Annotated in this window: 26 protein-coding genes, 1 tRNA gene and 2 pseudogenes; 15 read left to right on the plus strand and 14 right to left on the minus strand. The window is 69.5% G+C overall.

Going from position 1 to position 24,756, the window contains the following annotated elements; translation table 11 throughout:
• Positions 1 to 31 precede the first annotated feature (31 nt).
• Positions 32 to 535, plus strand: coding sequence for a DinB family protein (locus AC3EO4_RS26350; RefSeq protein WP_431898351.1), 504 nt, complete (start codon positions 32 to 34; stop codon positions 533 to 535).
• Here the strand turns inward: AC3EO4_RS26350 and AC3EO4_RS26355 are convergent.
• On the minus strand, positions 532 to 1,080 hold the full coding sequence (locus AC3EO4_RS26355) for a hypothetical protein (protein ID WP_379580872.1): 549 nt from the start codon (positions 1,078 to 1,080) through the stop codon (positions 532 to 534). The two genes, AC3EO4_RS26350 and AC3EO4_RS26355, sit on opposite strands and share 4 nt — an antisense overlap.
• 83 nt (positions 1,081 to 1,163) lie before the next feature.
• On the opposite strand from AC3EO4_RS26355, the gene AC3EO4_RS26360 reads away from it, so the two are divergent.
• The 4 genes from AC3EO4_RS26360 (at position 1,164) to AC3EO4_RS26375 (ending at position 4,949) form a co-directional block, all read left to right on the plus strand.
• Positions 1,164 to 1,952: a TetR/AcrR family transcriptional regulator gene (locus AC3EO4_RS26360; RefSeq protein ID WP_431898352.1), complete on the plus strand. Its 789-nt coding sequence runs from the start codon at positions 1,164 to 1,166 to the stop codon at positions 1,950 to 1,952.
• On the plus strand, positions 1,949 to 4,435 hold the full coding sequence (locus tag AC3EO4_RS26365) for a PEP/pyruvate-binding domain-containing protein (protein WP_431898353.1): 2,487 nt from the start codon (positions 1,949 to 1,951) through the stop codon (positions 4,433 to 4,435). The genes AC3EO4_RS26360 and AC3EO4_RS26365 overlap by 4 nt, the downstream gene beginning before the upstream one ends.
• Positions 4,436 to 4,471: 36 nt before the next feature.
• Entirely contained in the window at positions 4,472 to 4,594 is a 123-nt protein-coding gene (locus AC3EO4_RS26370; protein WP_379580869.1) for a hypothetical protein, read from the plus strand.
• Between the two features lie 281 nt (positions 4,595 to 4,875).
• A tRNA-Ile gene (locus tag AC3EO4_RS26375) sits at positions 4,876 to 4,949 on the plus strand.
• A gap of 239 nt (positions 4,950 to 5,188) precedes the next feature.
• On the opposite strand, the gene AC3EO4_RS26380 is transcribed toward AC3EO4_RS26375, so the two are convergent.
• The 3 genes and pseudogenes from AC3EO4_RS26380 to AC3EO4_RS26390 all read right to left on the minus strand — a co-directional run.
• Positions 5,189 to 5,497, minus strand: coding sequence for a site-specific integrase (locus tag AC3EO4_RS26380; protein ID WP_379580232.1), 309 nt, complete (start codon positions 5,495 to 5,497; stop codon positions 5,189 to 5,191).
• 149 nt (positions 5,498 to 5,646) lie between these two features.
• Positions 5,647 to 6,615: a DUF418 domain-containing protein gene (locus AC3EO4_RS26385; RefSeq protein ID WP_431898354.1), complete on the minus strand. Its 969-nt coding sequence runs from the start codon at positions 6,613 to 6,615 to the stop codon at positions 5,647 to 5,649.
• A 1,109-nt stretch (positions 6,616 to 7,724) separates the two neighbouring features.
• Positions 7,725 to 7,979, minus strand: a pseudogene (locus AC3EO4_RS26390) (IS30 family transposase); the annotation flags it as partial.
• 370 nt (positions 7,980 to 8,349) lie between these two features.
• Between AC3EO4_RS26390 and AC3EO4_RS26395 the strand changes: the two are divergent.
• The 3 genes from AC3EO4_RS26395 to AC3EO4_RS26405 all read left to right on the plus strand — a co-directional run bounded on the left by AC3EO4_RS26395 (position 8,350) and on the right by AC3EO4_RS26405 (position 11,632).
• The gene (locus AC3EO4_RS26395; RefSeq protein ID WP_431898355.1) at positions 8,350 to 9,036 is read left to right on the plus strand and encodes a TIGR00266 family protein; all 687 of its coding nucleotides are present in this window, start codon (positions 8,350 to 8,352) and stop codon (positions 9,034 to 9,036) included.
• 744 nt (positions 9,037 to 9,780) lie between these two features.
• The gene (locus AC3EO4_RS26400; protein WP_431898356.1) at positions 9,781 to 10,722 is read left to right on the plus strand and encodes an alpha/beta fold hydrolase; all 942 of its coding nucleotides are present in this window, start codon (positions 9,781 to 9,783) and stop codon (positions 10,720 to 10,722) included.
• Positions 10,723 to 10,984: 262 nt separating this feature from the next.
• Positions 10,985 to 11,632 carry an adenylate kinase family protein gene (locus AC3EO4_RS26405; protein ID WP_431898357.1) on the plus strand — a complete coding sequence of 216 codons (648 nt, stop codon included), beginning with the start codon at positions 10,985 to 10,987 and terminating at the stop codon, positions 11,630 to 11,632.
• 426 nt (positions 11,633 to 12,058) lie between these two features.
• Here AC3EO4_RS26405 and AC3EO4_RS26410 read toward each other — a convergent pair whose 3' ends face one another.
• The 4 genes from AC3EO4_RS26410 to AC3EO4_RS26425 are packed head-to-tail and all read right to left on the minus strand — an operon-like array spanning position 12,059 to position 16,071.
• Positions 12,059 to 13,012 carry a glycoside hydrolase family 130 protein gene (locus AC3EO4_RS26410; protein ID WP_431898358.1) on the minus strand — a complete coding sequence of 318 codons (954 nt, stop codon included), beginning with the start codon at positions 13,010 to 13,012 and terminating at the stop codon, positions 12,059 to 12,061.
• Positions 13,009 to 13,635, minus strand: a complete 627-nt coding sequence (locus tag AC3EO4_RS26415) for a serine hydrolase (RefSeq protein ID WP_431898359.1) — start codon at positions 13,633 to 13,635, stop codon at positions 13,009 to 13,011. The genes AC3EO4_RS26410 and AC3EO4_RS26415 overlap by 4 nt, the downstream gene beginning before the upstream one ends.
• A 40-nt stretch (positions 13,636 to 13,675) precedes the next feature.
• The gene (locus AC3EO4_RS26420; protein WP_431898360.1) at positions 13,676 to 14,851 is read right to left on the minus strand and encodes a glycoside hydrolase family 1 protein; all 1,176 of its coding nucleotides are present in this window, start codon (positions 14,849 to 14,851) and stop codon (positions 13,676 to 13,678) included.
• Positions 14,848 to 16,071, minus strand: a complete 1,224-nt coding sequence (locus tag AC3EO4_RS26425) for an MFS transporter (protein ID WP_431898361.1) — start codon at positions 16,069 to 16,071, stop codon at positions 14,848 to 14,850. Before AC3EO4_RS26425 ends, AC3EO4_RS26420 begins: the two co-directional genes overlap by 4 nt.
• An 89-nt stretch (positions 16,072 to 16,160) precedes the next feature.
• On the opposite strand from AC3EO4_RS26425, the gene AC3EO4_RS26430 reads away from it, so the two are divergent.
• Complete coding sequence (locus AC3EO4_RS26430) at positions 16,161 to 16,763, plus strand: TetR/AcrR family transcriptional regulator (RefSeq protein WP_379580210.1); 603 nt, start codon at positions 16,161 to 16,163, stop codon at positions 16,761 to 16,763.
• Positions 16,764 to 16,926: 163 nt separating this feature from the next.
• On the opposite strand, the pseudogene AC3EO4_RS26435 reads toward AC3EO4_RS26430, so the two are convergent.
• Positions 16,927 to 17,325: pseudogene (locus AC3EO4_RS26435) on the minus strand (erythromycin esterase family protein); the annotation flags it as partial.
• On the opposite strand from AC3EO4_RS26435, the gene AC3EO4_RS26440 reads away from it, so the two are divergent.
• The gene (locus AC3EO4_RS26440; protein ID WP_431898362.1) at positions 17,222 to 17,620 is read left to right on the plus strand and encodes a Tn3 family transposase; all 399 of its coding nucleotides are present in this window, start codon (positions 17,222 to 17,224) and stop codon (positions 17,618 to 17,620) included. The pseudogene AC3EO4_RS26435 and the gene AC3EO4_RS26440 sit on opposite strands and share 104 nt — an antisense overlap.
• Before the next feature lie 217 nt (positions 17,621 to 17,837).
• On the opposite strand, the gene AC3EO4_RS26445 is transcribed toward AC3EO4_RS26440, so the two are convergent.
• Both AC3EO4_RS26445 and AC3EO4_RS26450 read right to left on the minus strand, forming a co-directional pair.
• Positions 17,838 to 18,434: an NADPH-dependent F420 reductase gene (locus AC3EO4_RS26445; protein WP_431898363.1), complete on the minus strand. Its 597-nt coding sequence runs from the start codon at positions 18,432 to 18,434 to the stop codon at positions 17,838 to 17,840.
• A 41-nt stretch (positions 18,435 to 18,475) separates the two neighbouring features.
• A complete protein-coding gene (locus tag AC3EO4_RS26450) occupies positions 18,476 to 19,294 on the minus strand; it encodes a 3'(2'),5'-bisphosphate nucleotidase CysQ (protein WP_431898364.1) in 819 nt (272 codons plus the stop codon).
• A gap of 110 nt (positions 19,295 to 19,404) precedes the next feature.
• Between AC3EO4_RS26450 and AC3EO4_RS26455 the strand changes: the two genes are divergently transcribed.
• From AC3EO4_RS26455 to AC3EO4_RS26470, 4 genes are all read left to right on the plus strand, one after another.
• A complete protein-coding gene (locus tag AC3EO4_RS26455; RefSeq protein WP_379580203.1) occupies positions 19,405 to 20,337 on the plus strand; it encodes a LysR family transcriptional regulator in 933 nt (310 codons plus the stop codon).
• Positions 20,338 to 20,471: 134 nt separating this feature from the next.
• Positions 20,472 to 20,645 carry a hypothetical protein gene (locus AC3EO4_RS26460; RefSeq protein WP_379580201.1) on the plus strand — a complete coding sequence of 58 codons (174 nt, stop codon included), beginning with the start codon at positions 20,472 to 20,474 and terminating at the stop codon, positions 20,643 to 20,645.
• A 47-nt stretch (positions 20,646 to 20,692) separates the two neighbouring features.
• Positions 20,693 to 20,848 (plus strand): hypothetical protein, encoded by a 156-nt coding sequence (locus AC3EO4_RS26465; protein WP_379580200.1) that lies wholly within the window; start codon positions 20,693 to 20,695, stop codon positions 20,846 to 20,848.
• 184 nt (positions 20,849 to 21,032) lie between these two features.
• A complete protein-coding gene (locus AC3EO4_RS26470) occupies positions 21,033 to 21,599 on the plus strand; it encodes a DUF6461 domain-containing protein (protein WP_379580198.1) in 567 nt (188 codons plus the stop codon).
• A gap of 510 nt (positions 21,600 to 22,109) precedes the next feature.
• Here AC3EO4_RS26470 and AC3EO4_RS26475 read toward each other — a convergent pair.
• From AC3EO4_RS26475 to AC3EO4_RS26485, 3 genes are all read right to left on the minus strand, one after another.
• Positions 22,110 to 22,394: a hypothetical protein gene (locus tag AC3EO4_RS26475; RefSeq protein WP_379580196.1), complete on the minus strand. Its 285-nt coding sequence runs from the start codon at positions 22,392 to 22,394 to the stop codon at positions 22,110 to 22,112.
• Between the two features lie 112 nt (positions 22,395 to 22,506).
• On the minus strand, positions 22,507 to 22,980 hold the full coding sequence (locus AC3EO4_RS26480; protein ID WP_379580194.1) for a hypothetical protein: 474 nt from the start codon (positions 22,978 to 22,980) through the stop codon (positions 22,507 to 22,509).
• A gap of 500 nt (positions 22,981 to 23,480) precedes the next feature.
• Entirely contained in the window at positions 23,481 to 23,750 is a 270-nt protein-coding gene (locus tag AC3EO4_RS26485) for a helix-turn-helix domain-containing protein (protein WP_431898365.1), read from the minus strand.
• An 85-nt stretch (positions 23,751 to 23,835) separates the two neighbouring features.
• Here AC3EO4_RS26485 and map point away from each other — a divergent pair, with 85 nt between their 5' ends.
• Complete coding sequence (map, locus tag AC3EO4_RS26490) at positions 23,836 to 24,660, plus strand: type I methionyl aminopeptidase (protein ID WP_431898366.1); 825 nt, start codon at positions 23,836 to 23,838, stop codon at positions 24,658 to 24,660.
• Positions 24,661 to 24,756: the final 96 nt, after the last annotated feature.

Genomic DNA, 24,756 nt, shown 5'->3' on the forward strand with positions numbered 1-24,756 from the left:
TACCCGAATTCACAGGTGGGAAGCTTGGGACATGACGAGAACGGACGTTCCGCCGAGCTGGGACGAGCGAGCCACCCTGCAGACCTTTCTCACCTACGCGCGCGCGACGGCGGTGGCCAAGTGCGAGGGCATGCGCGATGAGGACGCCAGGAAGGCGCCGCTGTCCGGCTCGCCGCTGATGACGGTCGCGGGGCTGGTCAGTCACCTGCGCTGGGTGGAGCACTGGTGGTTCGAGGTGGTGTTCCTCGGCGAGGAGGCACGGGCGCCGTGGTCGGAGGAGGACCCCGACATGGACTTCACGCCCGACCCCGCGTGGACGCTCGCCGACGTGGTCGCCGAATACACCAGGGCCTGCGCGGAGATCGACGACAAGCTCGCCGCCGTGGACCTCGACGCCCTGTCGGCGCGCAAGGGTCGCGAGGGCAACGCGTTCACGCTGCGGTGGGTGATCGGGCATCTGATCGAGGAGACGTCGCGGCACAACGGCCACCTCGACGTCGTGCGCGAGCTGGTCGACGGGGTGAAGGGCGTCTAGAAACGGTCGAGGACGGGGACGAGCAGCGCGTTGAGCTCCTTGACCAGCACCGCCAGCGCCCGATGTGCCGCCTCCTCGACCCCGTCGTGCGGGCCCTGCGGGGCCGCGGGCAGCTCCTCCAGCGGGATCGGCGCCTGCACCAGCAGGGAGGCCCGCACGAACGGGCCGCGCGAGAGGTCCTGCTGGGTGGGCTCGACGTACTGGCCGAAGACCTCCTGCCAGCCGCGCCAGCCGCGGTCCCGCCACCACTCCCTTGAGGTGGTGAGCTGCTCGGGCAGCGGCGAGACGATGCGGACCTCGGCGAGGAGCGTGCCGTCCCAGGTGTTGCGCACGCAGGTCGCGTCGAGGACGCGCCTGTCCCACCTGACGTGTCCCGGTGAGATGGCGGGCGGGACCGCCATCCGCCAGGCGGCGCAGGCGAAGGTCACGGGGGCGATGTCCCCCCACGTCTCGGCGAACTCGTCGACGTTCTTGCGGACGTGCGCGCCGTAGCGGCCGTCCCTGTCCCTGTCGAGCTCCTGGTCGATCCAGAACGCCTTCGCCATGCGGTCCACGCTACCCCGAGATCACGAGAGCCTGGCCATTGAATGACCAAATGAGTATATTTGGTCAAACAATGGAGGTGGGGATGGCTCGTCCACTGGCGAATCCGGCGCGGCAACAGGAGCGGGCGCACCGCATCCTCGACGCCACGTCCGAGCTGATCCAGCGTTTCGGCTACGACAAGACCACGATCGACGACATCGCGAGAGCGGCCGGCGTCGCCAAGGGCACCATCTACCTGCACTGGAACACGCGCGACGCGCTGTTCGCCGCCCTGCTGCGCCGGGAGCGGGTCCACCTGCTCGAGGATGTACGGCGCGGCGCCCCCTCGACCCTGTACGACCTCCTCCACGGCCTGGCCGCCGGACTGCTGCGCAGGCCGCTGATGAGGGCCAGCCTCCTCGGAGACTCCGCGGTGCTCGGCAAGCTCACCCGCCACAAGCGCGAGAGCAGCGCCACGCTGCCGATGGGTGAGCTGTTCGAGACGTACATCGGCACGCTGCGCGAGCACGGCGCGCTGCGTGCCGACCTGACGATCTCCGAGCACCTGACGGTCTTCACCTCCACGCTCTACGGGTTCCTGACGGTGCGGCGCTACCTGCCCGACTCGATGCAGGTGCCGGACGAGCGGCTGGCCGAGCTGCTCGCCGACACATGCCGGCGCGCGCTGGAAGCGGACGGGGCGGCGCATGCCGGGCGGCACGCGGGGAAGCCGGGCGGGGCGGCGGACGCCGGTCGGCGCGTGGGGGAGCCGGGCGGGGCGGCGGACGCCGCGGTCGTCGCCAAGGCGACACAGGAGTATCTCGACGCCGCCGTGGCGGTCGCGCAGAACAGACTGCGCGCATCGCTCGGCACTAAGGAGTATGCGACGTGAGGATTCTTCCTCTCGACGACGCCGCCGCCACGCTCGAGGTCGCGGGCGGCAAGGGCGCCTCCCTCGCCCGCCTGGCCAGGGCGGGGCTGCCGGTGCCCGCCGGATTCCACGTCACCACCGAGGCCTACCGCGAGTTCGTGGCCCCCTTCCAGGACCGGATCCTCGCCTCGCTCGACCGGCCGGACGCGATCGCCGGCCTGTTCGCCGAGCACGAGATGCCGGACGCGACCGCGAAAGCCGTCCTCCAGGCCTACACCGCCCTCGGCGACGACGTGCCCGTCGCCGTGCGCTCCTCGGCGACCGCGGAGGACCTGCCCGACATGTCCTTCGCCGGCCAGCAGGACACCTACCTCAACGTGCGCGGCGACACCGTCCTCGACGCGGTCCGGCGCTGCTGGGCCTCGCTCTGGACCGAGCGGGCCATCGCCTACCGCACCCGCAACGACGTCCCCCATGACGAGGTCGCGCTCGCCGTCGTCGTGCAGGAACTGGTCGCGGCCGACGCGGCGGGCGTCATGTTCACCGCCAACCCCGTCAACGGCGTCCGCGACGAGATCGTCGTCAACGCCGCGTGGGGCCTCGGCGAGGCCGTCGTCGGCGGCCAGGTGACACCCGACACCCTCGTGGTCAAGGGAGGCGTGGTCACCGAGGAACGCGTCGCCGACAAGACGGTCATGACCGTGCGCACCGAATCCGGCACCCGAGAGGAGCCCGTGCCCGAGGAAAGGCGCCGCCTCCCGGTCCTCGACCGCCCGCAGGCCATCCGGCTGGCCGGACTCGGCGCCGCCATCGAACGCCTCTACGGCACGCCCATGGACGTGGAGTGGGCGATGCGCGACGGCGAGCCGTTCATCCTGCAGGCCCGCCCCGTCACCGGCCTCCAGCAGGAGGTCGAGGAGTGGAACGACAGCCGCAAGGGCGACTACCTGTGGACCGCGGGCAACCTCGGCGAGGCCATCCCCGACGTGATGACCCCCGCCACCTGGTCGTTCGTGCGGATCTTCATCCACGAGGCGATGTCCGCCTCCACGCTTCCCGGCCTCGACCTCGTCGGCAACATCGGCGGCCGCTTCTACATGAACCTCAGCATCACCGTCTCCGTCGCCGAGGCGCTCGGCATGGGATCCAGGTTGAGCGCCGTGGAGCAGGTCTTCGGCAAGGTCCCTCCTGGCCTGGACGTCCCCCCGGTGAAGACCTCACGATGGAAGATCGTCAAGCTGGCCCTGCCCATGGCCTTCCGCATCAGGAAGCGGGTCAAGGACAGCCTCGCCACCATGCCCGCGTTCCTGGCCACCGCGCGGCAGCGCAACGAGGAACTGCGCGCCACGATCGCGGCGACGGGGAGCGGCGTCGAGCTGGCCGACCTGTGGGAGCGCGAGCTGCTGCCGTACTTGGTCACCGCCTGCAGGGCGCTCGAGGCGGCGGGACGGCAGGGCGGCGCCACGCTGGTCTGGACCCGCGACAAGCTGCGCAGGATGATGGGCGAGGTCGACGCCGAGGCCATGCTGACCGGCGTCAACGCGGACGGCTCCGGCGAGCTGGCCAGCCTCGGCCCCATCATGGGGCTCGACCGGCTGGCCAGGGGCGAGATCACGCGGGAGGAGTTCGCGCTCGCCTACGGCCACCGCGGACCGCACGAGTTCGAGGTCTCCCGCCCCAGGCCCGCCGAGGACCCCGCGTGGATCGACGCCCAGCTCGCCGAGATGACGGACGCGCAGGCCGACACCGGTGCGCTGCTCGCCAAGCAGGCCGCCGCCCGCGACGCGGCATGGGCCAGGTTCGCCCGGCGCTACCCCGGCAAGGAGAGCGCGATGCGGGCCAGGGTCGCCCGCTGGAACGCCGTCGTCCGCGACCGCGAGACCACCCGCTCCGAGGTGATCCGCGCGTTCTGGGCGCTACGCGCCTTCGTCCTCAAAGCGGGCGAGCTGACCGGGCACGGCGACGACCTGTTCTTCCTGCCCATCGAGGAGATCCTCTCCGTGCTGCGCGGCACCGAGCCCACCAGGGTCGCAGTACGGCGGGCCACCTACGAACGTTACGCGGCGCTTCCGCCGTACCCGACGCTGATCGTGGGATTCTTCGACCCCGTCCGCTGGGCCGCCTCGCCCGACCGCCGCGCCGACCTCTACGACGCGCGCGGCACCACCGTCAACGTCGCCGACGCGATCACGGGCTTCCCCGGGGCACCAGGCATCGTCGAAGGCGTCGCGAGAGTCATCGCGGGGCCCGAAGAGGGCGAACGGCTCAAGCAGGGCGAGATCCTCGTCACCACCCTCACCAACATCGGCTGGACACCGATGTTCCCCCGCGCCGCCGCCGTCGTCACCGACATGGGCGCCCCGCTCTCGCACGCCTCGATCGTCGCGCGCGAGCTCGGCATTCCCGCCGTCGTCGGTACGGGCAACGCCACCATGCGGATCAAGGACGGCGACCGCCTCCGCGTCGACGGCGAGAGGGGAACGGTCGAGGTTCTGCCAAGTTGAGCTCCCGCTCCACACACGTCGGCCAGGATGCCTGCCATGACAGAGGAGGAGCGGGAACTCGAAGCCAGATGCGAGGCCTACCGCAGGGCGCGGCAGGACCTCGACAGAGTGGGGCCGTTCGAGCTGTGGAGGCCCGCAGACGAGGAAACGCCCGCCTGATCCTGAGATCGGGCGGGCGCTTCCCCACGTGTGCGAACCGGTGTGCAGGTCGCCTCTCGGCGAAAGGCACAACACGGCTCCAGCCGAACGGTATTCCGTGAAGGCGATAGGTGAGGCCCGGGGACACTGGGCACACCGGCCACGACGGATGTAACCACGAGCGCCCGGCATCCATTCCCCACCCTCGGCGCCTCGGTTCTGCGGTGGGTTGAGCCTGGAGCACAGGGGATGCGATCTATGCTGGCAAGCGCGAGTTTTTGTGGGAGACTGCACTTTCGCAGGGGGCGGTAGCTCAGCCGGTCAGAGCATCGGACTCATAATCCGTGGGTCGTGGGTTCAAGTCCCACCCGCCCTACTCAGATTGACCAGGAATCCAGCCGCTGAGCTGGGGTTTCTGCCTCGTACGGTGTACATCACACATGCAGCCGAAGGCCGCCACAAGCAGCCGTATGCCATCGCTCGCGGAACATACGCGGAATGGATCGCGGCATGTTCCCGCAGCTCGGGATGCGCGTCCTGGGCCAGTCGCGGCGGATTCCGGATGCATGACGAAGGACCCCGGGGGAGTGCCCGGGGTCCATCTGTCGAGTGTTGTCATGCGGCGAGCGCATCGAGGATGCGTTGGTTTGCGATCTCACGCTGTCCGTCGATGCACTTGGCGTAGACGCGCAACAGGACGTCCACGCCGTGCCCGGCTCGTTCTGCGGCTTCCGGTGCGTGCACCCCCGCGTTGAGCCAGAGGGAGACGGCCGCGTGCCGCAGGTCGTACGGCCTGCCCGCCAGAGGTGCGACGACCTGATGGGAGTGAAGGCGTAGGTCCGCGCCTCTTGCCAGACCTTGGACACGGCCGACCGGCGAAGGGACGACCCGTGCCCGTACGGAACAGACCCGCTGAGGACTCATCGTGGGTGACTGTAGGTAGTCAGTCATGTCAGGTGCACTGACTCGGTGCGACCGGGGGCCTGAGCAGGTGGTCGCCGCCGACGAGTCGGTGTCGCGGGTAGTGGTCGACGAGGCGTCGGCGTGCGCCTCCGGTTGTAATGGGAATGGGCTCAGCTCGTAGGGATACGCAGGGATGAGCGGTGGGCCCAGGTGGCCCAGCGCCAGAGCCACTCGATGGGGCCCTGGCGGTAGCGGCGCAGCCAGAGGGTGGACGACAGCCACTGGACCGCCAGGATGGCTCCCGCGGTCCAGTACGCCGCCGTCAAGGACTGGCCGATCGGCAGGCCGAGGATGTGACCGGCCGCCAGAACGAGGAGTGTGGCGGTCAGATAATTGGTCAGTGCCATCCGGCCCAGTGGCGCGAAGACGAACTGCAGCGCCGGTCGCAGCGGCGTTCTGAGCAGGACCAGCATGCCGCACACGTACACACCGACGAGCAGTAGATCAGCAAGACTGGACGTGGAAGGCAGGTACGTCGTGGCCCCTACGGCCCGCATGCTGGCCTGCACCCACAGGGCGGAGGCCAGTCCCGCCGCGAAGACCAGGCCCAGCAGGAGCGGCCCTCGGGTGGACCGCTCGATCTGCTTGATCACTCCGTAGCGGACCAGTGCTGAGCCCAGCAGGAACAGCCCTGCGATCAGCAGGGGCCCGCCCCCGCTGAAGATCAGCGCCGCCGGGATGAACGCGGCGGCGAGGCCGGCCATGGCCCACCGGGGCAGCCAGGTCGAGGGCAGCAGCACCAGTATGCCGACGACGGCGTAGTTGGTCAGGATCTCGCCCGGCCATAGCAGCATGTGCACGAGGCCGATCGCGAGCAGCGCCCCAAGCCGGCGCAGCAGGGCCAGGCGTGGGCGGGGGACGCGGCTCGCGGCGGAGTCCAGCAGCAGCGCGAACCCGATGCCGAACAGCAGGGAGAAGATCGGCATTCCGAGCCAGGGGTCCCAGTCGCCCATGGGCTGCGCCACGACGGCGGAGCTGCCGGTGGCCATGAGCTGGATGTTGGCGAACAGGATCTCGCACAGCGCGAACCCGCGCAGGACGTCGAGCGCGGCGATACGCGATCGGCCGGGTGAGGTCATCGCGGATCCTCTCCTGCCGCCCACCTCGGCGCGGGTGCAGGGGACACCGGGAGCGCCGGCCATATCTCCGTCGTTCAGTCCCGAAGCGTGATCTTTTAAGGGCATGGCGCCCCATTCTTCGGATGCGGCCCGGTGCGGACATCGACCACAAGTCGGGGCTCGCGGTCTCCCGACCGTACTTTCAGCCGATTCAGCGCGCCCAGATGACCGGAGCATCCAGCGCCCGCTTCCGCTTGATCACGGCGGAGTGGGCGCTGTCATTTCTCACCAACATTTCACCCCGTGTTGATCTTCAACCGCTGCCAGAACTCACCTACAAGCGCTGCCCGTTGAGGCCAAAAGAATCACAGCCGCGCTACGCGGGAGCCGGGCTGCCCTTCTGCCTCTCGCGGAGGCTCAGGCTCCGGGATGATCGACAACTACGTGCCCGTCAGTGAGATCCGTAGAGGGCTGGGGTCGTCCTGATCATCCCGCCCGCCATCGACCCAGGGCCGTGGGTACCAGATCGTTCGTCGATGGGGCGCTCCATCTGGTATCCACGACCCTGGCCTGCTGCCCCTGCGGGCGAGCCGACGGTAGACGGGATGGTCAGACAGGGTGTCGAAGCAGCTACGAGGGTCGGCGGGGGTCAGTCGGCCAACAGCCGTTCTGTTTCAACAGCCGTTTGGCAGCGTGTTGCGTGGCCTGAGACCCCTGCCCGAGAGCAATGCCCCTGAGCGGTTCGGCGAAAATCCGAACTTCATCGGCAGTCATCCATGCCAGCGTCTTTGAGACCCAGTATTCAGACCGCCCTATAAGCCCGCACTCAACGACTGCCCTTAACGCCACAGCAATGTCTGGATCATCCGGACCAAGCATCTGTCTAGCTTGAGTCTCCACTTCATGCCGCGACCTTTCCAACAGAGGTAGGAGCCATAGCCTCGATTCGGCGAAGGGAGGATCCACCCGTGCCTGACCCGACTCGACTGCCCAAAACCCGTCGGCAAGGATCAGCCACGGCCCCTGCGGTTTGACTGCCAGAATCCTGTGTACGGCACCGCTATCCATGTTGACCAGCATGGCATGCAGCCTTGTGCAAGATCCGGAACATATCCGGCATGATCAAGGGGCCGTGGGACCCGCAGGGCTCGCCCGGTCCGCAGGCAGGCGACCAGCTCACGCTTGAGCGCTCCGCGCCCCTGGACGTAGAGCGCCTGGTAGATCGCCTCGTGAGAGATCCGCATCGACTCATCATCGGGGAAGTCCGCCTGGAGCCGGTGAGAGATCTGCTCCGGACTCCACGACTTGGCCCGGCGGCGGTCCTGCCGTCGCGGCTTGTTGCGTCCCTTCCACGGCGACATACCCGGCCCGTCGACGAGCCGCCCAGGCGTAGTAGCCCTGGCGCGACACACCCAGCACCCGGGCCGGCAGGGAGACCTCGTGGTGGTCCTCTCCGCATGGATCAGCCGGAACTTCATCTCGGCAGATCCGTCTCCCGCGCGAAGAAAGCCGCGGCCTTGCGACGGCTGGAACTCCTTGGCCAGTTCCTCCGGCGACCGTCCCGCGCGCACCAGCTCCACCATCTGCCGGCGAAACTCCGGCGGATAGTTGTTCGGCACAGCAGACTCCTTCTTCCGGGAACCAGGGTTCCCTAGAGATCAGGTGTCCACCAAACCGGGTCAACTCCAAAGCCGATTTATGTCTTGTATACAGATCGTCAACGCGCTCATTAGGCGGCCACACCAGATTTACGGCATGCAGATCGACATCAGATTCCCTGGATCATTCGCCGTCGCCCGCTGCCATCTCGCCGGCGGTGAGACCATTCGCGTCGAATCCGGCGCCATGCTCATGACGAGCAAGGGCGTCGAGCTCGAAGCCAAAGTCGAAGGCGGCCTCCTGCGCGGCCTGGCACGCTCCGCCTTCGGCGGCGAGTCGCTGTTCGTCACCCGCTACATCGCGCCGCCCGGCGGCGGCTGGGTCGATGTGGCCCACCACCTACCCGGCGACACCATGGCCGTCCCCGTCCGGTCCGACGTCGCCCTCATGCTGACCCGAGGGTCCTGGCTCGCCTCGGCCGACCAGGTCGAGATCAAGACCAAGTGGGGTGGCATGTCCAACCTGATCGGCGGCGAGGGCGGCTTCCTGATCCGCGCCGAGGGCTCGGGGCAGGTGATCCTCGGCTGCTACGGAGGGCTTCAGGCCGTCGAACTGGCCCCTGGAGAGTCGGTGATCGTTGACTCCGGGCACGTCGTGGCCTATGAGGAGACGGTGCGGAGCGATCTGCGCCGCGCCGTCGAGGGCAAGACGATCCAGTCGCTCAAGTCGGGCGAGGGGCTGGTCTTCGAGTTCACCGGGCCCGGATGCATCTACACCCAGACCAGGAATCCCACCGAGCTGACCAACTGGCTGACGGCCATGCTGCCGTTCAGACGCGACTGAGCAGGCTGGCGGGGCCGCACTGGGAAGACGTCACCGACGTTATCCGTTACAGCCGACTGTTTGATCATTTCCATGTCGAGTATCCGTTCTCGATCGGTGCGGTGCCCGCTCATGGTGATGAGCTCGTTGCGTGCGTGCGTGCGTGCGTGCGTGCCAGGCCATAAGGGCGACGTCGGCCTCCGTCCGGTGGCCGACGAACGCCGGGTTCCCTGGGCGGGAAGCGTGGTGTCTGATCGCCTCGCGCAGCCACCGGGCGAACGCTGCGGTCATCTCCCGTACGTCGGCGGCCAGCGGCGGCACCTCGTAGACGATGCCGCGTTCGTTACACGCTCGGCACTCGCCGATGTGCGGCCAGCCGGTCTCCTCGGCTGTGCACCTGCCGAAAATGTCATTCAGCCAGGTCATGGCCTTGCTGGAGATCGCCTGACGCGCGTGATCCCAGCCGCTCGGAGTGCGGCATGATGATCGTCCGTGCTCTTTCGCCTGGCCCGACCCCGCCTCTGGAGATGTGGCGGCTGGGCGTGTGCGTTCTCAACCGGATCACCTCGGCCGACGGCTCGCGCCGCGCACGTCCTCCTCCTCGTGGAGTACGTCAGCCAACGGCTCTTGGGATCCTGATCCCAGACCGAGTTCGATCGCCTGGATGAGGATTCATTGCGATCGCGTACCTACATTCATGACGTGATGGTCGAGGAAACCCACGGCGGCCGGGCGAAGCCCGATCGAGGGCGACGGTGGTGGCGGGTGCTGCGCAGGATCACCGGCTGGTGTACTGCCCTGGTCGCGTTGATGGCTGGTGCGGGATTCGGCTATGAGTCAGTCGCCGGGCAGCACGACGGGGAACGCTTCCCCGCGCCTGGGAGGTTGGTGCGCGTGGGCGCCCAGCAGCTCCACCTGAACTGCTCTGGAACCGGCAGTCCCACAGTCGTGCTGGAGGCGGGACTGGCCGAGTCCAGCGCGAGTTGGGAGGTGATCCAGCGCGAGCTTTCCGGCGGCCACCGTGTATGTGCCTATGACCGGGCGGGATACGCCTGGAGCCAGGACGGCCCGCCGCCGCGTACGGCGGCGCAGGCGGCCGGGGAATTGCACGCCCTCCTCACCGCAGCCGGAGAAGCTGGGCCGTATGTCCTGGCCGGGCACTCCTACGGGGGCAGTATTGTACGGGTCTTCGCCGATCGCCAGCCGGATCTGACCGCCGGTCTCGTGCTGATCGACGTCACCGATGAGAACGCCGTCCAAGCCCTGCATATGTCCCGACCACTGCTCGCCGCGCAGTTCACCGTCAATGGGCTCCTGGCACGGGTGGGGCTGCTGCGACTGTTCAGCGATGCCCTGGTGCCCTCCGATGCCACCACCGCGGCTCGCGCCCAGGCACTTGTCGTCTACGGTTCCAGGAGCATGGAGGCCGCACGGGCCGAGGCTTGGGCTGCCTTGGACAGTGCCGCCCAGGTCCGAGGGACGGTCCGGCCGGGAGCGTGGGGCAACCTGCCGGTGGTGGTCATCATCCCCGCGTACCAGCCCGCGGTCGCCGTTGAGCAAGCCAGGCGCCTTGCCGCGCTGTCCAGTCGCGGCAAGTTCCTGATCGCCGCGACCAGCGAGCACTACGTGCAGCACGCCCAGCCCGGCCTCGTCATCGATGCCGTCCGCGCCGTCATCGCCGATGGCACGCGGTCCAGATCGCGGTAGGCACGCCCCCGGCGCAATGGGATCGGTGCGGTGCTCGGGGTCGTGCAGGTAGCAGGCGCAGTCGGTCTCCTGCCCGTCGCACACCTCTCCGGTGGGGTCGATGACGCGGTGCGTGGGGGGCTCTGCGCACGGGGCGATGTCGCGGCTGTAGCCCCGCTGCGGCCGCGCCCCGGCGCACGGCAGCGGGTGGTGCCCGGTCGCCAAGTGGCGGCAGGCAGGGTCGCCCCTTCGGTCAGTGCCCGGCCATGTGTCAGAGTGCAACATGCGCAAGTACGTCATCATGGGCGTCCAGGGCAGCGGCAAGGGAACCCAGAGCACTCTGCTCGCCCGCGACCTCGATCTGGCACACATCAGCGTCGGCGACATCTTCCGATGGCACGTACAAAGCCACACCAAGCTCGGGGCTCAGACCCGGCGCGTGATGGCCGCCGGGGAGCTCGTCGGCGACGACCTGGTGGAGAAGGTCGTGCGTGACCGGCTGGAACAGCACGACTGGAACTACGGGTTCATCATCGACGGTTTCCCGCGCAACCGCCGCCAGGCCGAGTTCTTCCTGGAGAGCTACGACATCGACGGCGTCGTGCACCTCGAGCTGCCCGAGGAGGAGGTACGGCGGCGCGTCCTGGCCCGCCGCCTGTGTGCCCGCTGCGGCATGGACTACAACCTCATCGCCCATCGCCCCAAGGAGAGCGATCGGTGCGACGTGTGCGGCGGCGAGCTCGTTCCCCGGGAGGACGACACACCCCAGGCGCTCGCCAGCCGGCTGCGCGACTACCACGACAAGACGAACCCAGTCCTGGACCTGTTCCGCCGCAAGGAGTACGTCGTCACCGTCGACGCCAGGCCCGAGAAAGTCTCGGTGCAGCGCGAGATCCGCGCGCGTCTGGGGCTTCCGCCGTACGAGCCGTGATCACGCGCCCGCACACCTGGCCGGCCTGTTCGGCCACGGCGGCGCCGCCCGCTCCGCCCATCCGCTCTCCCACACAATCGGCTGGGCCGACCCGCGGGCCGCCACCACAGGCTGGCCCGCATAAGAATCCTCGACCTCAACGTACGCCGACGAGATCGGCTCGGCGGCGTCCTCCCCGAATACTCACACGCCGCCTGAACTGCATGGATGGAATTTGCGGCAGGCGCAGAGCGCTATTGGGCCTTCACCACGAACGCCCGCCGCGCGCTGTACGGCCCTCAGGAGTGGTCGTCCCGCACTCGCTGACCCGGGTCGAGGGGGCGGCACGCATGACCTCCGGGCTGCCCAGGAGGGCCGCCATGTCGTCGAGGTCGCCCGCGGTCGGCTCGCGGAAGCGGAGTCACGGGGTCGGTGGGGGCAGGTGGTTCACCGTGGGCCTTTCGCCGGGGCGGTACGAGGGTCGCAGACGGCGACGGCGACAGTGGTGTCGCTCTGGCCGTAGTAGGCGAGCCATCGCCCCTCGAAGTGCACCAGGCCCTCGACGAAGGTGACGTTCGCGACGAGGCCGTGGGTGTCCTCGTAGGTCGTCGGCCGCAGCCACGGTTCCGGGGTGCGGGCCACGACGGTCGCCGGGTCGGCGAGGGAGACGGCGATCTGGCCGCATCGGTAGTCGACGTCCTTCGGCGACGAGGCGGTCGCGCCGTTGGTCAGGAAGACCAGCAGGCCGTCGGGAGTGGGCACCGGGGGAGCGCCGATCTCGACGAGGGTGGCGTCCCATTGGCCGGGGGTGGGGGCGTGCATGGGGTGCTCGTCGTCCGCGACCGGGGTCCAGCGCAGCAGGTCGGTGGAGGTGGCCGCGTGGACGGTGCCCTCGCCGAACCACATCCAGTACCGGCCGCCGATCGGCTCGTCGTGGATCACGCCGGCCTTGCTCCACGGCTGGTCAGGGCCGTACGGCAGGGTCTTCCAGGTGTTGAAGCCGGGGAAGAGCGGTCCGTGCTTGGTCCAGGAACGCAGGTCGGGCGAGGTGGCCAGGCACAGCTGCGCGCGCGTCCCGTCGAACCCGGTGTACGTCAGGTAGTACGTGCCTCCCACCAGCGCGACGCGCGGGTCCTCGCAGCCGGCCCGCTCGTAGTCGTGCTCGGGCACGAGTACCGGGTCGTTCTCGCGGTCGAACCGGACGCCGTCCTCGCTCCAGGCGAGCCCGATCCGGGAGACGCGGTCGGCGGCGTGCGCGCGGTAGAGCAGCGCGACCCGGTCGCCGGCGACGATCGCGGCCGGGTTGTAGACGTTCGCCGACTCCCAGCCGTCGCCGCGCGGGCGCAGGACCGGGTTGGCGGGGTGCGGCTCGAACGGGCCGAGCGGGAAGGAGGCGGTCATGAGGGCGTCCCGGGGTCGAGGATGGCGTCGGCGAGGAGGGCCTGGGTGATCTTCTGCAGCGGCGGCGCCGCGTAGGACAGGAGCTGGATCATGCCGATGTAGAGAAGGTCGTGTTCCGGATCGGCCCAGAACCAGGTGCCGGCCGCGCCGTCCCACTGGTACGTGCCGCGCCCGACCGGGGAGCCGGCGAGCGCCGGGTCGTGGAACACCGCGCCGTTGTAGCCGTAGCCGAAGCCCGGCCGCAGGTCCATGTGGCCGACGTGGAAGCCGTGTTCCAGCAGGGGTTCGGGCAGCTGGTTGCTCATCTGGGCGGTCACGGACTCGGCGCTGACGATGCGGCGGCCGTGCCATTCGCCCCGGTCGAGCAGCAGTTGAGCGAACCGCGCGTAGTCGCCGATCGTCGAGACCAGCCCCATCCCGCCCATCGCGGCGGCGGGCGGGGCACTCCAGTCGCGGGGCGGGTGGACGGGGTCGGCCAGAATCGGCGCGCCGCGGTCGTCGAAGCCGGTGGCGACGCGGAGGTTCCGGAGCTCGGGCAGGTGGTCGGCGACGGCGTCGTCCGGACGCCACAGGCCGCGGTCGGCGAGGATGCCCATGGTCAGGCCTGTGACAGGTTTCGTCATCGAGAAGATGCGGAAGATCGTGTCGGTGCGCATCGGGGTGTCACGCGCCCTCCCCGGGCGTCCGCGTCGGCGCGAGCGAGCCCAGCCACGCCAGCGACGGCTTCGGCAGCCGGGCGAAGGTGGCGCGGTCCACGGAGACCAGGCCGAACGTCGGCCCCCAGTGCCCCCACTCCCAGTTGTCCAGCAGGCTCCAGTGGAAGTAGCCGCGGACGTCGGCGCCATCGTCCATCGCGGCGCGCAGCGACTCCAGCGCGCCCGTCGTGTACACGATCCTGCGGGCGTCGTCGGCGGTCGCGACCCCGTTCTCCGTGACGACGATCGGCACGTCGGGCAGCACGCGGGCCACCCGGCGCACCGCACCGCCCAGCGCGGCCGGGGCGAACTCCCAGCCGGTCTGCGTGCGCTCGGTCGCCCTGTTCCCGGCCACCGAGCCGTCCGCGAGCACCCGTGCGCCGGTGTACGTCTGCACGCCGACGAAGTCGTCCCCGGCGCTCGCGCGCAGGAACATCTGGTCGCGCGGCTCGGCGTACGCCTCCAGCGCCGCCTCGGCGCCCGGCTCGGCCTGGTAGTCCTGGACCGAGACGCCCCAGCCGACCCGCAGGCCGGGATGGTTCGCGCGCAGCCGGGCGACCGTGGCCCGGTGGACCGCGATCATGGCCTCGGCGGTGGCCTCGTCCGGTACGGGCAGGCCGCGGGCCAGCCCGCCGGAGGCGGCCAGCTTCGGGAAGACGGCGACGATGTTGGGCTCGTTGATCGTCTCCACGTACGCGACGCCGGCGTCGAGGACGGGGGCGAGCGCGTCGACGTACCGCAGGAACCGGTCGGAGGCGTCGGGGCGCAGCCAGCCGCCGCCGGCGGCGAACCACAACGGCAGCGTGAAGTGGTGCAGCGTCGCCATCGGCCGCAGCCCGCGCGCCACCGCGCCCTCCACCACGCGCCGATAGTGCGCGACGGCCGCCGGCGACACGTGACCGTCGGCGGGCTCGATCCGAGACCACTCGACGCCGAACCGGTAGTCGGTGAACCCGGCCCCGGCGGCGAGGTCGAGGTCCTCCGGCCAGCGGTGGTAACTGTCCACGGCGTCGCCGCAGCGCTCGGCGACGTCCGTGCCGGGCCGGTTCTCGCGGTGCCACCAGTCGCTGGCGACGTTGCCGCCCTCGGTCTGGTGCGCGCCGGTCGCGACACCCCACAGGAAGCCGGACGGGAAACGGGTCATCGAACACTCCTGATTCCGAGGACGACGGCGGCCGCCGCCACCGCCAGGACGAGGGCGGCCACGAAGACCGCCAGATAGCCGACCGCCCCGGCGAGCGCGCCGCCCACGACGGGCGCGACGACGCCGGGCAGGGTCGAGCCGATGCTCAGCACCCCGAGGTCGCGGGCGGCGGTCTCGCGATCGGGCAGCACCGCGACCATCAGCGCCTGATCGACCGACAGGTACGCTCCCAGCGTCACCCCCACGATCGCGAAGAGGACCAGGCCGGTGGCCAGGCTGGGCGCGGCGAGAAGCGGGACGAGACCGGCCGCCAGCAGCACCGGCGCGCCCCCGACCACGGGCTTCAGCCGTCCCAGCCGGTCGCTCAGCACGCCCGCGACGACCACCGAGACGGCCGACAGCGCGCCCACGAGCAACGTCGCGAGGCCGACGACCCTGCCCGCCTCCTCGATGGGCAGCCGCAGGTAGTCGGTGAGCAGGTAGAGCTGGAACACAGTGATCATCAGGATCGCCAGGATGAACAGGAACCGCCCGGCGAAGGCGAGCCAGAAGTCGCGGGACGCGGGCGGCAGCAGGTCACGCACGATCCGGCCGCCCGGGGGCCGCGGCTCGTCCCGATTGTCCCGGCCGGGCACGGCGAGCGCGACCACGACCGCGGCCACCACCATGATCCACGGTACGACGATCAGCCCGCGTACGGGCGAGGTCACCAGCGCGCCGGCCACGATCCCGCCAGCGGTCTGCCCGAGCAGGAAGCCGAACCCGGCGAACGACGACGCCCGGCCCACCGCCCCGGCCGGCACGTGGTCGGGGATCAGCGCCGACAGCGCGGCCGTCCAGGCGCCGACGCCGAGCTGGAACACCGCGTTGCAGACCCCGATCAGCACGAGGTCGGTGGTGAGCCCGGCCGCGGCCAGGGCCGCCGCCGAGAGCAGGGCGGACCCGAGCAGCCAGGGCGAGCGCCGGCCCAGGCGGCTGCGCGTGCGGTCGGACAGCAGCCCGCCGAGCACGGTGCCGATCGCGCTGGTCACCGCCCCCGCCACCGAGTACGCGGTGAAGACCGCCACCTTGTGCTCCGGCGCGGCGGTGGCCAGCAACGCGGCGAGCAGGGTGCCGCTCGCCGCGCCCGGCAGCGCCCAGGCGAACTGGCCGAGCAGCAGGAACGGCCCGAGTCTGCCGAGCGGCACCTCGGCACGGGCAACGGTACGGGTCTCGGCCATCGGCGATCTCCTAGCGCGGGGGGCGTGCCGACACGCTAGCACCAAAACCCAGTGATACTGTGTTTTTGATGGCTAGTACTGTCGGGTCCATGGCCCAGACCACTCGCCGCGGCCCGTACGCCAAGGGGATCGCCAAGCGACAGCAGATCCTGAAGGAGGCGCTCGCCGCCTACGCCGACAGCGACAGCGCCGGGCCTTCCCTGCGGGCGATCGCGCAACGTGCCGGGCTGAGCGAGCGTGGCCTGCTGCACTACTTCCCGGCCCGCGACGAGCTGTTCGTGGCGATCCTCGCCGAGCGCGACGCCGCCGACCGGGCCACCTTCGACCCCGACGGGCCCGTCGACGACCTCGCCGCGGTGACCGCCCACACCGCCAAGACGCCGGGCCTGGTCCGGCTGTTCCTGGAGATGACCGCGGCCGCCCCCGACCCCGGCCACGCGGCCCACCGGTTCTTCACCCGCCGTTACCGCGAGCTGCGCGACCTCCTCACACGCAAGTTCCGGCGCTCGGCCGAGACGCGGCCCGGCGCGCCCGCGCCGCGGGTCGATCCCGCGTTCGCGGCGCGCATCCTGATCGCCGCCTCCGACGGCCTCCAGGCCCAGTGGCTGCTCGACCCCGACGTCGACCTGGAGGGTGACCTCGACCGCCTGGCCCAGCTCCTCCAGGCGGCGACGGCCGCCGCCGCCCGGTAGGTCCCGCCATGCGACGTGGAGCACCGCGTCTCAGCGCCGCGGCAGGTCGCCGTCGAGCGGGAAGTACCCCTGCTCGGGGATCGTGTCGGTGCGGGTCCGCGGCCATGATCGCGCCGACGCTGAGGAACTCGACGTCCATGTCGCCATGCCCATCGAGACGGGACGCCGCTGGAGGGTGCAGGTTGTGCGCGAACACCAGGGTCGGGCCGCGGTGCCGCCCGACGCCGCGGATCGCCGGCAGGTTCTCGGCCATCAGCGTGTCGCGCACGCCGCCCAGCAGTGACCAGCGCGCGGCGGGCGTACGCCGCTCGGCGGCCTGCGCGTGGTAACGCAGCAGGCCGATCGAGGCCCTGCCGTGCGTCTCGGCGTGCCGCCAGGCGACCGGCGAGGAGGCCGCCGCCAGGCCCGGCGCCTGGGCGTGCAGGACCGTCACCAGGTCGTCGGCGATCGTCCGCAACGTGCTCGCCTTCAGCGAGCCGCCGACGGGCTTCCCCGGGCCCATGACCGCGGCCATGGTACTCCAGCGCTCGTACGCGGTGATCTTCCACGACGCCCTGGACATCGCCGAGATCGTGCGCCAGCTCCAGGAGGAGGGCCACGTCGTCGGCCCCGAGGACCTGGCCCACATCTCGCCCTACCTGACCGAGCACATCCGGCGCTTCGGCGAGTACTCCACCTGCAAACTCGGCCTTGAGCCCGAGGCGTACGACCCGCACCTGGACGTCGACTTCAGCCCGCTGCGCGGCTACGGCCAGGCAGCCTGGCCATCGATGCCAAGTCACTACTTCAGCGGCAGTGTGATGCCGTCCGGCGCCGGCGTCATGCACACGCACGCGCATGTGGATCGGCGAGTGTGAGGCCGGTGCCGGCGGCCGCCGCGGGTATCGGCGGGCAGATTCGCGACCAGCTCCGCCAGCGCGTCCGCCGTGAGATGGGCCGATTCCTCTGTGCGAGGCCGACGGCCCCGGGAAGGGTGGCCACGGGTCGCCGTCCGGCGCTGAATCGCCGGCCCTGGCTGCGCTGTCGTATCCGTTCTGGATGTGGGCCCGCCGGGGGCGGTGCCCTGTGTGCGGATCAGCGGGCGATCGAGATCGCGAAGGGCGCGAATCCGCTGGACCGAATCACGTGTGGTACGAACAGTATCGCGGCCTCCGTGGCGCGGGCGGTCTGGATCCCGCCGAGATCAGTGATCCACTCCTTGCGCCAGCCGAGGTCGATGAGCAGTTCACGGACGGTCTGCTTGGCCTGCGGGTTCTCGCCGGAGATGAAGGCGTCGGGCGCCTGGGTGAGCGTGGCTGGCGCGGTCATCACCGGGAAGAGCATGGTGTTGAGTGTCTTGACGACGCGCGTTTCGGGGAGCGCTTCCTGGAGTTGCTCGGCGAGGCTTGAGCCGGGGTAGATCAGGTCGGCGGGCAGTCCGTCCGGTCCGTCGACGGTGGCGTTGGAGACGTCGACGAGGATCTTGTCGTGCAGTTCCTCGCGCAGGGCGACGAGCCGGTCCAGCGAGCCGGCGCCCGGGGTGGCGTTGATGACGATCTGGGCTGTCCGGGCAGCGTCGGCGGCGGCGCCCGGCGCGCGGTCCGCCACGGTCACCTCATGCCCTGCCCGGGTGAGGGCTGTGGCCAGGTTGCCGCCGACGCGGCCGTTTCCGAGAACTGCGATCGTGGTCATGATGATCTGGTCCTTCCGTGCGTGCAGATTGTGGTGCGCGGTCAGCGTGAGAGCGTGGCGACGGCCTCGGCGTGGACGCCGGGCGCGGCCACCAGGAAGCTCTCGCTCTGCGGGGTCCAGGGGCGGCCCTCGGCGTCGGAGATCTGTCCGCCGGCCTCGGTGACGAGCAGCGCGCCGGGCAGCAGGTCCGCGCGGGCGCCGGCGAACTGCCAGAAGGCGTCGACCCGGCCGGCGGCCACGTTCAGCAGGTGCAGGGTCGCGGGCACGGCGGTACGGACGACGAGCGCGTCGAAGAGCATCGCGGTGATCGAGGAGCCGACGCGCCGCACGACCTTCTCGTCCTCGTCCGGCCGGGCCTGGCTGGTGGCCACGATGCTCAGGCCGAGGTCCGCGGTCTGGGAGACGCGCAGCGGCCGGCCGTCGAGATAGGCGCCCGCGCCGGTGAGCGCGGTGTAGGTCTCGCCGGTCAACGGCAGGTGGACCGCGGTGAGCACCGGCTGGTTCTCACGCACGAGGGTGGCGGTCACCGCCCACTCCGGCAGGGCGTGCAGGTGGTTGACGTTGCCTTCGGCCGGATCCACGACCCACCATTCGCCGGGCGGCAGCGCCCCGCCGTCCAGCTCGTCCTCCACCCAGCCGGCGTCAGGGCGCAGGCTCGTGAGGCGGGGGCGCAGGATCTCGAGGGCCGTGTCGTCGTTGGCGGCGAGCGCGCGCATCAGCTCTTCGCGGGTCTGGTAGCGGACCACCTCGCCGAAGCGCTCGCGCAGCGCCGAACCGGCCGCGCGCACGGCGATCGCGGTCTGGCCGAGCAGGTCGGCGTCGGAGGCGGCGATGTCAGTGGTCTGAAGCGTTTTGGACATGGTGGTACTCCCGTGTGAGGAGGGGTGATGAGGCTGTTCGGGCCAAGCTGTGCGTTCCGGCTTGCGCTCTCGTCTCGAAGGTATAGAGCCCCTTAATTAACTTCAAATGCATGTCAAGCACGACTAGGATTACTCACATGCAATTGGATTTGAACCTGCTCGCCGCGCTCGACGCGCTGCTGGAGGAGGGAAGTGTGGCCGGGGCGGCCGCGCGCCTGCACGTCACCGCCCCCGCGATGAGCCGGAGCCTGGGCCGAATCCGGCGCACGACCGGGGATCAGATCCTGGTGCGCACCGGCCGCACGATGACCCCGACGCCGTATGCGATCGCCGTCCGGGAACAGGTGCACGAGCTGTTGCACCAGGTCCAGGGGGTGCTGGCACCGAGCCGCGAACTCGATCTGGCAACGTTGGAGCGCACTTTCACACTCCGCTGGCACGATTCCCTGGTCGCCTTGAGCGGCCCCGCACTGCTCGCGGCCGTGCGCGGACAGGCGCCGGGCGTGCGATTGCGCTTCGTCGCGGAATCGAGCATCGACACCCCCGAGTTGCGGCGCGGCGAGGTCGACCTGGAGGCGAACGCCAACCGCCCGAGCGCACCGGACATCCGTGCCGAGAACGTGGGCGAGACCCGCCTCGTCATCGTCGTGAGGCAGGGGCACCCCCTCACCCGCGTCAGGACCGTCACCGCAGAGCAGTACGCCGCCGCTGAGCACGTCACCGTCTCGCGACGTGGAAACCTCAGCAATGCCCTCGACGACGCCCTCGCGCGGCTCGGCCTCACCCGCCGCGTGGTGGCGACCGCGCCCACGGAAACGGCCGCGCTGGAGTTCGCGCGCGGCTCCGATCTCCTGATCAGCGTTCCCGAAGCCACCACGCGGTCAGCGGTCGCCGACCTCGGCCTGGTCGTGCTCCCCCTCCCGCTCGAACTACCGTCGGCACCGATATACCTGTCGTGGCATCAGCGCTACGACACCGACCACGCCCACGCCTGGCTGCGCGGGCTGGCGCGAACCGCGCTGGCCATGTGTGGAGCGTCGTAGTCGGCGCCGTCCGGCCGCTACACCCATTCGCCCACGCGACCACCTTGATGCCGCACGGCCGGCCGCTGTGCGGACCCTGTCCGGTGCCAGAACTGGCAACGAGGTTCTGACCTGGACTTCCAGGCTCGACTCTCGTGCTGTTTCGACTTCTGTATCTGCTGGTGGTCAGGATGTTCGGCTGGCCGGTGCTGCTCGCTCGGGGCTCCGCTTTCAAAGAAGTGGAGATCTTGGTGTTGCGGCATGAGGTCGCGGTGCTCGTCGCCAGGTCGCCCGGCCCAGGCCGGACTGGGCCGATCGGGCGCTCCTGACCGCGCTGGCCAGGCTGCTACCCGCTCGCCTCCGGCTGCATCGCATCGTGACGCCCGGCACACTGCTCGCCTGGCACCGCCGGCTGGTCAAGAAGAAGTGGACCTACCCCGCCAAGCAGGGCCGGCCGTCAACCGCCGAGGAGATCCGCGATCTGATCGTGCGCTATGGCCCAACTCTCGGGTCATGCCAGGTCGCGGACTGATCGTCGTGCAATCAGACAGGGCGACGAGTCAATCATGGGCACCCAGGACCGGTCTTCCGCGCAGTTCAGCGCCCCCGCCGTGATCGGTGCAGTTCCCAAGCTGACGGCGCAATGAACCACGAGGGAAGTTGTCGGCCCTCCCTGCCATGATCACTGCGATATGGACCGTACGGAAGGCACATGGATGAGCAGCGCGACGGCGGCGACCTACGCATGGCTCTACCGGGAGTTCACCGACGATGCCGATGACACGTGGCTCTACGCCAGCTTCATACGGGACCTGTCCCCTGAAGACGCCCTGCAACGGATCGACATCGCGCCGGGTCCTCTGGGCGAGTCCGGATTCGGCGTCTCAGCCATCGGAGCCGACGGCGGAACCGTGCTGATCGAATGCGGCTGGGCAGGCATCGTTTACGACAAGGCCAACCTGCTGTCCGTGGGCACAGTCGCGGCTTCGGTGTTCGCGACCACGACGGATGATGGTTTCACCTACTGCGTCGACGGCCAAGTGGTGACCACGTTCGACCTGTACTCCTATCTCTACCGGAGGGGTTCCGACCCCGACCGGCTTGAGTCGGGGGTCAAGGCCCTCGGCATGGACGTCGACGGCGAGCTGCCCGAGTTCCCCGACGATGCCGTCTCCCGGGCTCTCGCCCTTGCCGAACGGGCCACGGGTGTCCACCTGTCCCCCGCCCGCTACGCCGGCCCCGCCCTGCTCGGCCCCACCGAACACCTTGATCCTTACCGGTGACGACCCGCGCTCTTTTGGCGCCCCAAGCTGTACCCATGCGGGGAGGCGCGGCGCAATGCCGGAGATCATTCCAGCGAGCGGCACCCACTGGTAGCGCGTCAGCGAACTCGGGAAGTCGCTTCAGGTACTCGACCGGACTGATGACACCGTCGATAGCATCTCCACCGGGCAGGGTCATCGACGCGTTGAGATCGACGTACTTCATGCGTCGGTCGCATCCAGAGGCGTACGAGTGCGACCCCTGCGGAACACATGCGGAATGATCTTCACCGCGTCACCATGCCATAGCTCATAGCCGCAGGCCGCCGCATTACGAAGCCATCAACGACCGATCCATAATCCGTGAGTCGTGGGTTCAAGTCCCACCCGCCCTGCTCTTCCACGCCGTGCTTGACCTGTGGTTTCACGATTCTCCAGACTCTCTACGCGAGTTGTTGATCATGTTTGGTCGCTCGCTGGTTGCTCGCGTGTGCGGATCGTGTACGTCGGTAGATCGTTAGACAGGCACTGTCAACTACTCGGACCCCCGCGACGATCATCCGAAGGCCACGCCAGAGCGCTGCTCAAGGCCACGACATCAGTGGCACCCATGCGATCACTCAAGCGTTCTCCAAGCTGCACGGGAGCGCCGTAGACATGGGCGGTCTCGAACGGTACCCGGTCGCGCAGCTGGTTCAGCGGCAGCTCCTTGCGCGGCCGCCGGGTGCAGATCATCGCCAGGGCCCTGGCGACGTCGGTGGCCGCGGCTGGGCGGGGCGGCGTCTTGGGCGCCTTGACGGTGTCGATTCGGCCCATCGGGTCAGCCTGCGGGCGAGCGTGGCCGACGACGTGTCCTCAAGACGACGCTGGGGTCCGCCCCCGGCTTGGCCACCAGGGTTGTAGCGACGCCGGCCCGGCAAGCCGCTGATCACTCCGGTTGAAGGTCGGCCAGGTCGACGAACTCTCTGGCCGCGAGCACCGTCTCGTGCATCTTCCTCGCGTAGGTACGGAGGTCGGTGGGTGAGCGGTAGGTCCCGATCATGGTGGAGACCGTCACCTTTTCGCCGGGGCGCCACTGTGGGCCGAGCACATCGGTCTGAACTTCCGCGCTCCACTGATGTTCTACGCCGTCACACTTGATGGCAGGGGCAGGTTGTGCCGTCTGGGACGTGATCCTGTCTATCCCCACCGTGCCTTGAAAGACCTGCACCTTCAGCTCCATCGTGGCGGGCCCGAAGGTGCAGGTGACGGTGCCGCGAACAACGACTTCATCGGCGGCCCTTCCGACTTGCGCGCTGGTGACAGTGATCGTGGCGGGCGGCGCTGTAGCGGCCGAGGCCGTCCCGGGTACCGCGGTCAGGCCCGTGACGGCGGTCAGGACCAGCAGGGGACGAGTGAGCATGGGTTACTCCTGGTGTGAAGGGAGGAGGCGGCGGACGCGTTTACGCCCACCGTTCTGCCCCCGACACCAAGAACCCAAATCACTAAGTGTAAGACTTACTTTACCTTGCGTAACTATTGATCAGCGGCTTCTCGATCAATCGTTCATCCACCTGTCTGTTCTGCTGTCGAGGAGGAAGGGCGCGAGAGTTCGATGCGCCGCCGCATCGCATCGACGTGCACGATCTGCACGGTCACCGAATCGCCCACTGCCACCCGGCCGACGGCCCGCTCGGTATTGAGGGGCAGCTCCTCGAACCGTGGTCGGTGCCTTCGACTCCCACGACGCTTTGTTGCAGCTCGAGCAGTGGGTCGGCGGCCGTCGACCAACTCGGTGTACGGGTGGCGAGCCGGCGATCGGGCCGCCCTCAGCGCCCAGGGGCCGGGGGCGGGTGGGTCGGATCAAAAGGTACAGGGGCCGGCCGGTGTGCACCGGGATGCCGTGGGCGGGTGCAACGGCGGCTACGAGGCGGCTTCCAGCGGTAGGTCGTTGCCGCGCCAGGTGGCTGCCAACTCCTGCACCGGCACGTTGAGTGCCTCGCAGAGGCAGACGATCGTGCCGAATCCGGGGGACGGCAGTCGTCCGGTCTCAATCTTGCGCAGGGTTTCCGGTGAGATGCCGGCCGTGTGTGCGACTTCCGCGAGGTCGCGTCCCGCTCGCGCGTGGCGCAGCAGGGCGCCGAGACGCTTGCCGGCTTCGATCTGCTCAGGTGTGAGCGGTTGGCGGACCATGCCCCCAGGATAGGGCTGGTATTACTATACCGGCAAGTGTTAGGGTCCCGGTATAACTATACCAACCCTGTGACGCGAGGTATTCATGATTGAACTGAAGACGCCTGCGGAGATCCAACGCATGCACGTGGCCGGGCGTTTCGTCGCCGAGGTGCTCTCCGAGGTCGGCCGACTCGCCGACGTGGGCGTCAACCTCCTGGACCTGGAGCGCCACGTGCGCGGCATGATCAAACGGCGCGGGGCAGAGTCGTGCTACTGGGACTACGCGCCGTCCTTCGGACGTGGCCCGTTCCGCAACGTCATCTGCCTGTCGGTCAACGACGCCGTCCTGCACGGCCTACCGCACGACTACACGCTGCGTGACGGCGACGTACTCAGCGCGGACCTCGCGGTCAGCGTCGACGGCTGGGTGGCCGACTCGGCGCGCACGGTCGTCGTCGGAACTGCTGCCGAGGAGGACCTGCGGATCATCCGCGCCACCGAGGAAGCGTTGGAGGCGGCGATCGAGGTGGCACGTCCTGGCAACCGCCTGGGTGACATCTCGGCGGCCATCTGGGCGGTAGCCCACGACTACGGTTACCCGGTCAACACCGAGTTCGGCGGCCACGGCATTGGCCGTACCATGCACGAGGGCCCCCACGTTTCGAACAAGGGCCGGGCGGGGCGCGGCCTTACGCTCCGGCCGGGCCTGACCCTCGCGCTCGAACCCTGGTTCGCCCGCACGACCGACCGGATCGTCTACGACGCCGACGGCTGGACCATCCGGTCGGCGGACGGCTCGCGCACAGCCCACTCCGAACACACGGTAGCCATCACCGAGGACGCCCCCTTGGTGCTCACCCGGCGTGAACCGGAGAACCCGGCAACGCGGGCTGATTCCGCCAGTCGGCCATCCACAAAGGACGCCTAGATCGCCCTGTTCAACCGATGCCGGCCCGATCGAACGGTGCTCGCAGTCAGCGCCGAGATGCCGGTGTCTTCGGGTGTGCGTCGGCGGTCCAGGCCG

This window comes from Nonomuraea sp. bgisy101 (assembly GCF_057708945.1).

What these genes read in the sequence shown, in the direction of transcription:
- AC3EO4_RS26355 (WP_379580872.1), bottom strand. Translation starts at nt 1,080, where the DNA reads ATGGCGAAGGCGTTCTGGATCGACCAGGAGCTCGACAGGGACAGGGAC.
- AC3EO4_RS26415 (WP_431898359.1), bottom strand. Translation starts at nt 13,635, where the DNA reads ATGACGAAACCTGTCACAGGCCTGACCATGGGCATCCTCGCCGACCGC.
- AC3EO4_RS26445 (WP_431898363.1), bottom strand. Translation starts at nt 18,434, where the DNA reads ATGACCACGATCGCAGTTCTCGGAAACGGCCGCGTCGGCGGCAACCTG.
- AC3EO4_RS26350 (WP_431898351.1), top strand. Translation starts at nt 32, where the DNA reads ATGACGAGAACGGACGTTCCGCCGAGCTGGGACGAGCGAGCCACCCTG.
- AC3EO4_RS26360 (WP_431898352.1), top strand. Translation starts at nt 1,164, where the DNA reads ATGGCTCGTCCACTGGCGAATCCGGCGCGGCAACAGGAGCGGGCGCAC.
- AC3EO4_RS26385 (WP_431898354.1), bottom strand. Translation starts at nt 6,615, where the DNA reads ATGACCTCACCCGGCCGATCGCGTATCGCCGCGCTCGACGTCCTGCGC.
- AC3EO4_RS26485 (WP_431898365.1), bottom strand. Translation starts at nt 23,750, where the DNA reads ATGGTCCGCCAACCGCTCACACCTGAGCAGATCGAAGCCGGCAAGCGT.
- map (WP_431898366.1), top strand. Translation starts at nt 23,836, where the DNA reads ATGATTGAACTGAAGACGCCTGCGGAGATCCAACGCATGCACGTGGCC.
- AC3EO4_RS26475 (WP_379580196.1), bottom strand. Translation starts at nt 22,394, where the DNA reads ATGGGCCGAATCGACACCGTCAAGGCGCCCAAGACGCCGCCCCGCCCA.
- AC3EO4_RS26455 (WP_379580203.1), top strand. Translation starts at nt 19,405, where the DNA reads ATGTCAAGCACGACTAGGATTACTCACATGCAATTGGATTTGAACCTG.
- AC3EO4_RS26395 (WP_431898355.1), top strand. Translation starts at nt 8,350, where the DNA reads ATGCAGATCGACATCAGATTCCCTGGATCATTCGCCGTCGCCCGCTGC.
- AC3EO4_RS26380 (WP_379580232.1), bottom strand. Translation starts at nt 5,497, where the DNA reads ATGAGTCCTCAGCGGGTCTGTTCCGTACGGGCACGGGTCGTCCCTTCG.
- AC3EO4_RS26370 (WP_379580869.1), top strand. Translation starts at nt 4,472, where the DNA reads ATGACAGAGGAGGAGCGGGAACTCGAAGCCAGATGCGAGGCCTACCGC.
- AC3EO4_RS26430 (WP_379580210.1), top strand. Translation starts at nt 16,161, where the DNA reads ATGGCCCAGACCACTCGCCGCGGCCCGTACGCCAAGGGGATCGCCAAG.
- AC3EO4_RS26410 (WP_431898358.1), bottom strand. Translation starts at nt 13,012, where the DNA reads ATGACCGCCTCCTTCCCGCTCGGCCCGTTCGAGCCGCACCCCGCCAAC.
- AC3EO4_RS26405 (WP_431898357.1), top strand. Translation starts at nt 10,985, where the DNA reads ATGCGCAAGTACGTCATCATGGGCGTCCAGGGCAGCGGCAAGGGAACC.
- AC3EO4_RS26420 (WP_431898360.1), bottom strand. Translation starts at nt 14,851, where the DNA reads ATGACCCGTTTCCCGTCCGGCTTCCTGTGGGGTGTCGCGACCGGCGCG.
- AC3EO4_RS26480 (WP_379580194.1), bottom strand. Translation starts at nt 22,980, where the DNA reads ATGCTCACTCGTCCCCTGCTGGTCCTGACCGCCGTCACGGGCCTGACC.
- AC3EO4_RS26450 (WP_431898364.1), bottom strand. Translation starts at nt 19,294, where the DNA reads ATGTCCAAAACGCTTCAGACCACTGACATCGCCGCCTCCGACGCCGAC.
- AC3EO4_RS26470 (WP_379580198.1), top strand. Translation starts at nt 21,033, where the DNA reads ATGAGCAGCGCGACGGCGGCGACCTACGCATGGCTCTACCGGGAGTTC.
- AC3EO4_RS26425 (WP_431898361.1), bottom strand. Translation starts at nt 16,071, where the DNA reads ATGGCCGAGACCCGTACCGTTGCCCGTGCCGAGGTGCCGCTCGGCAGA.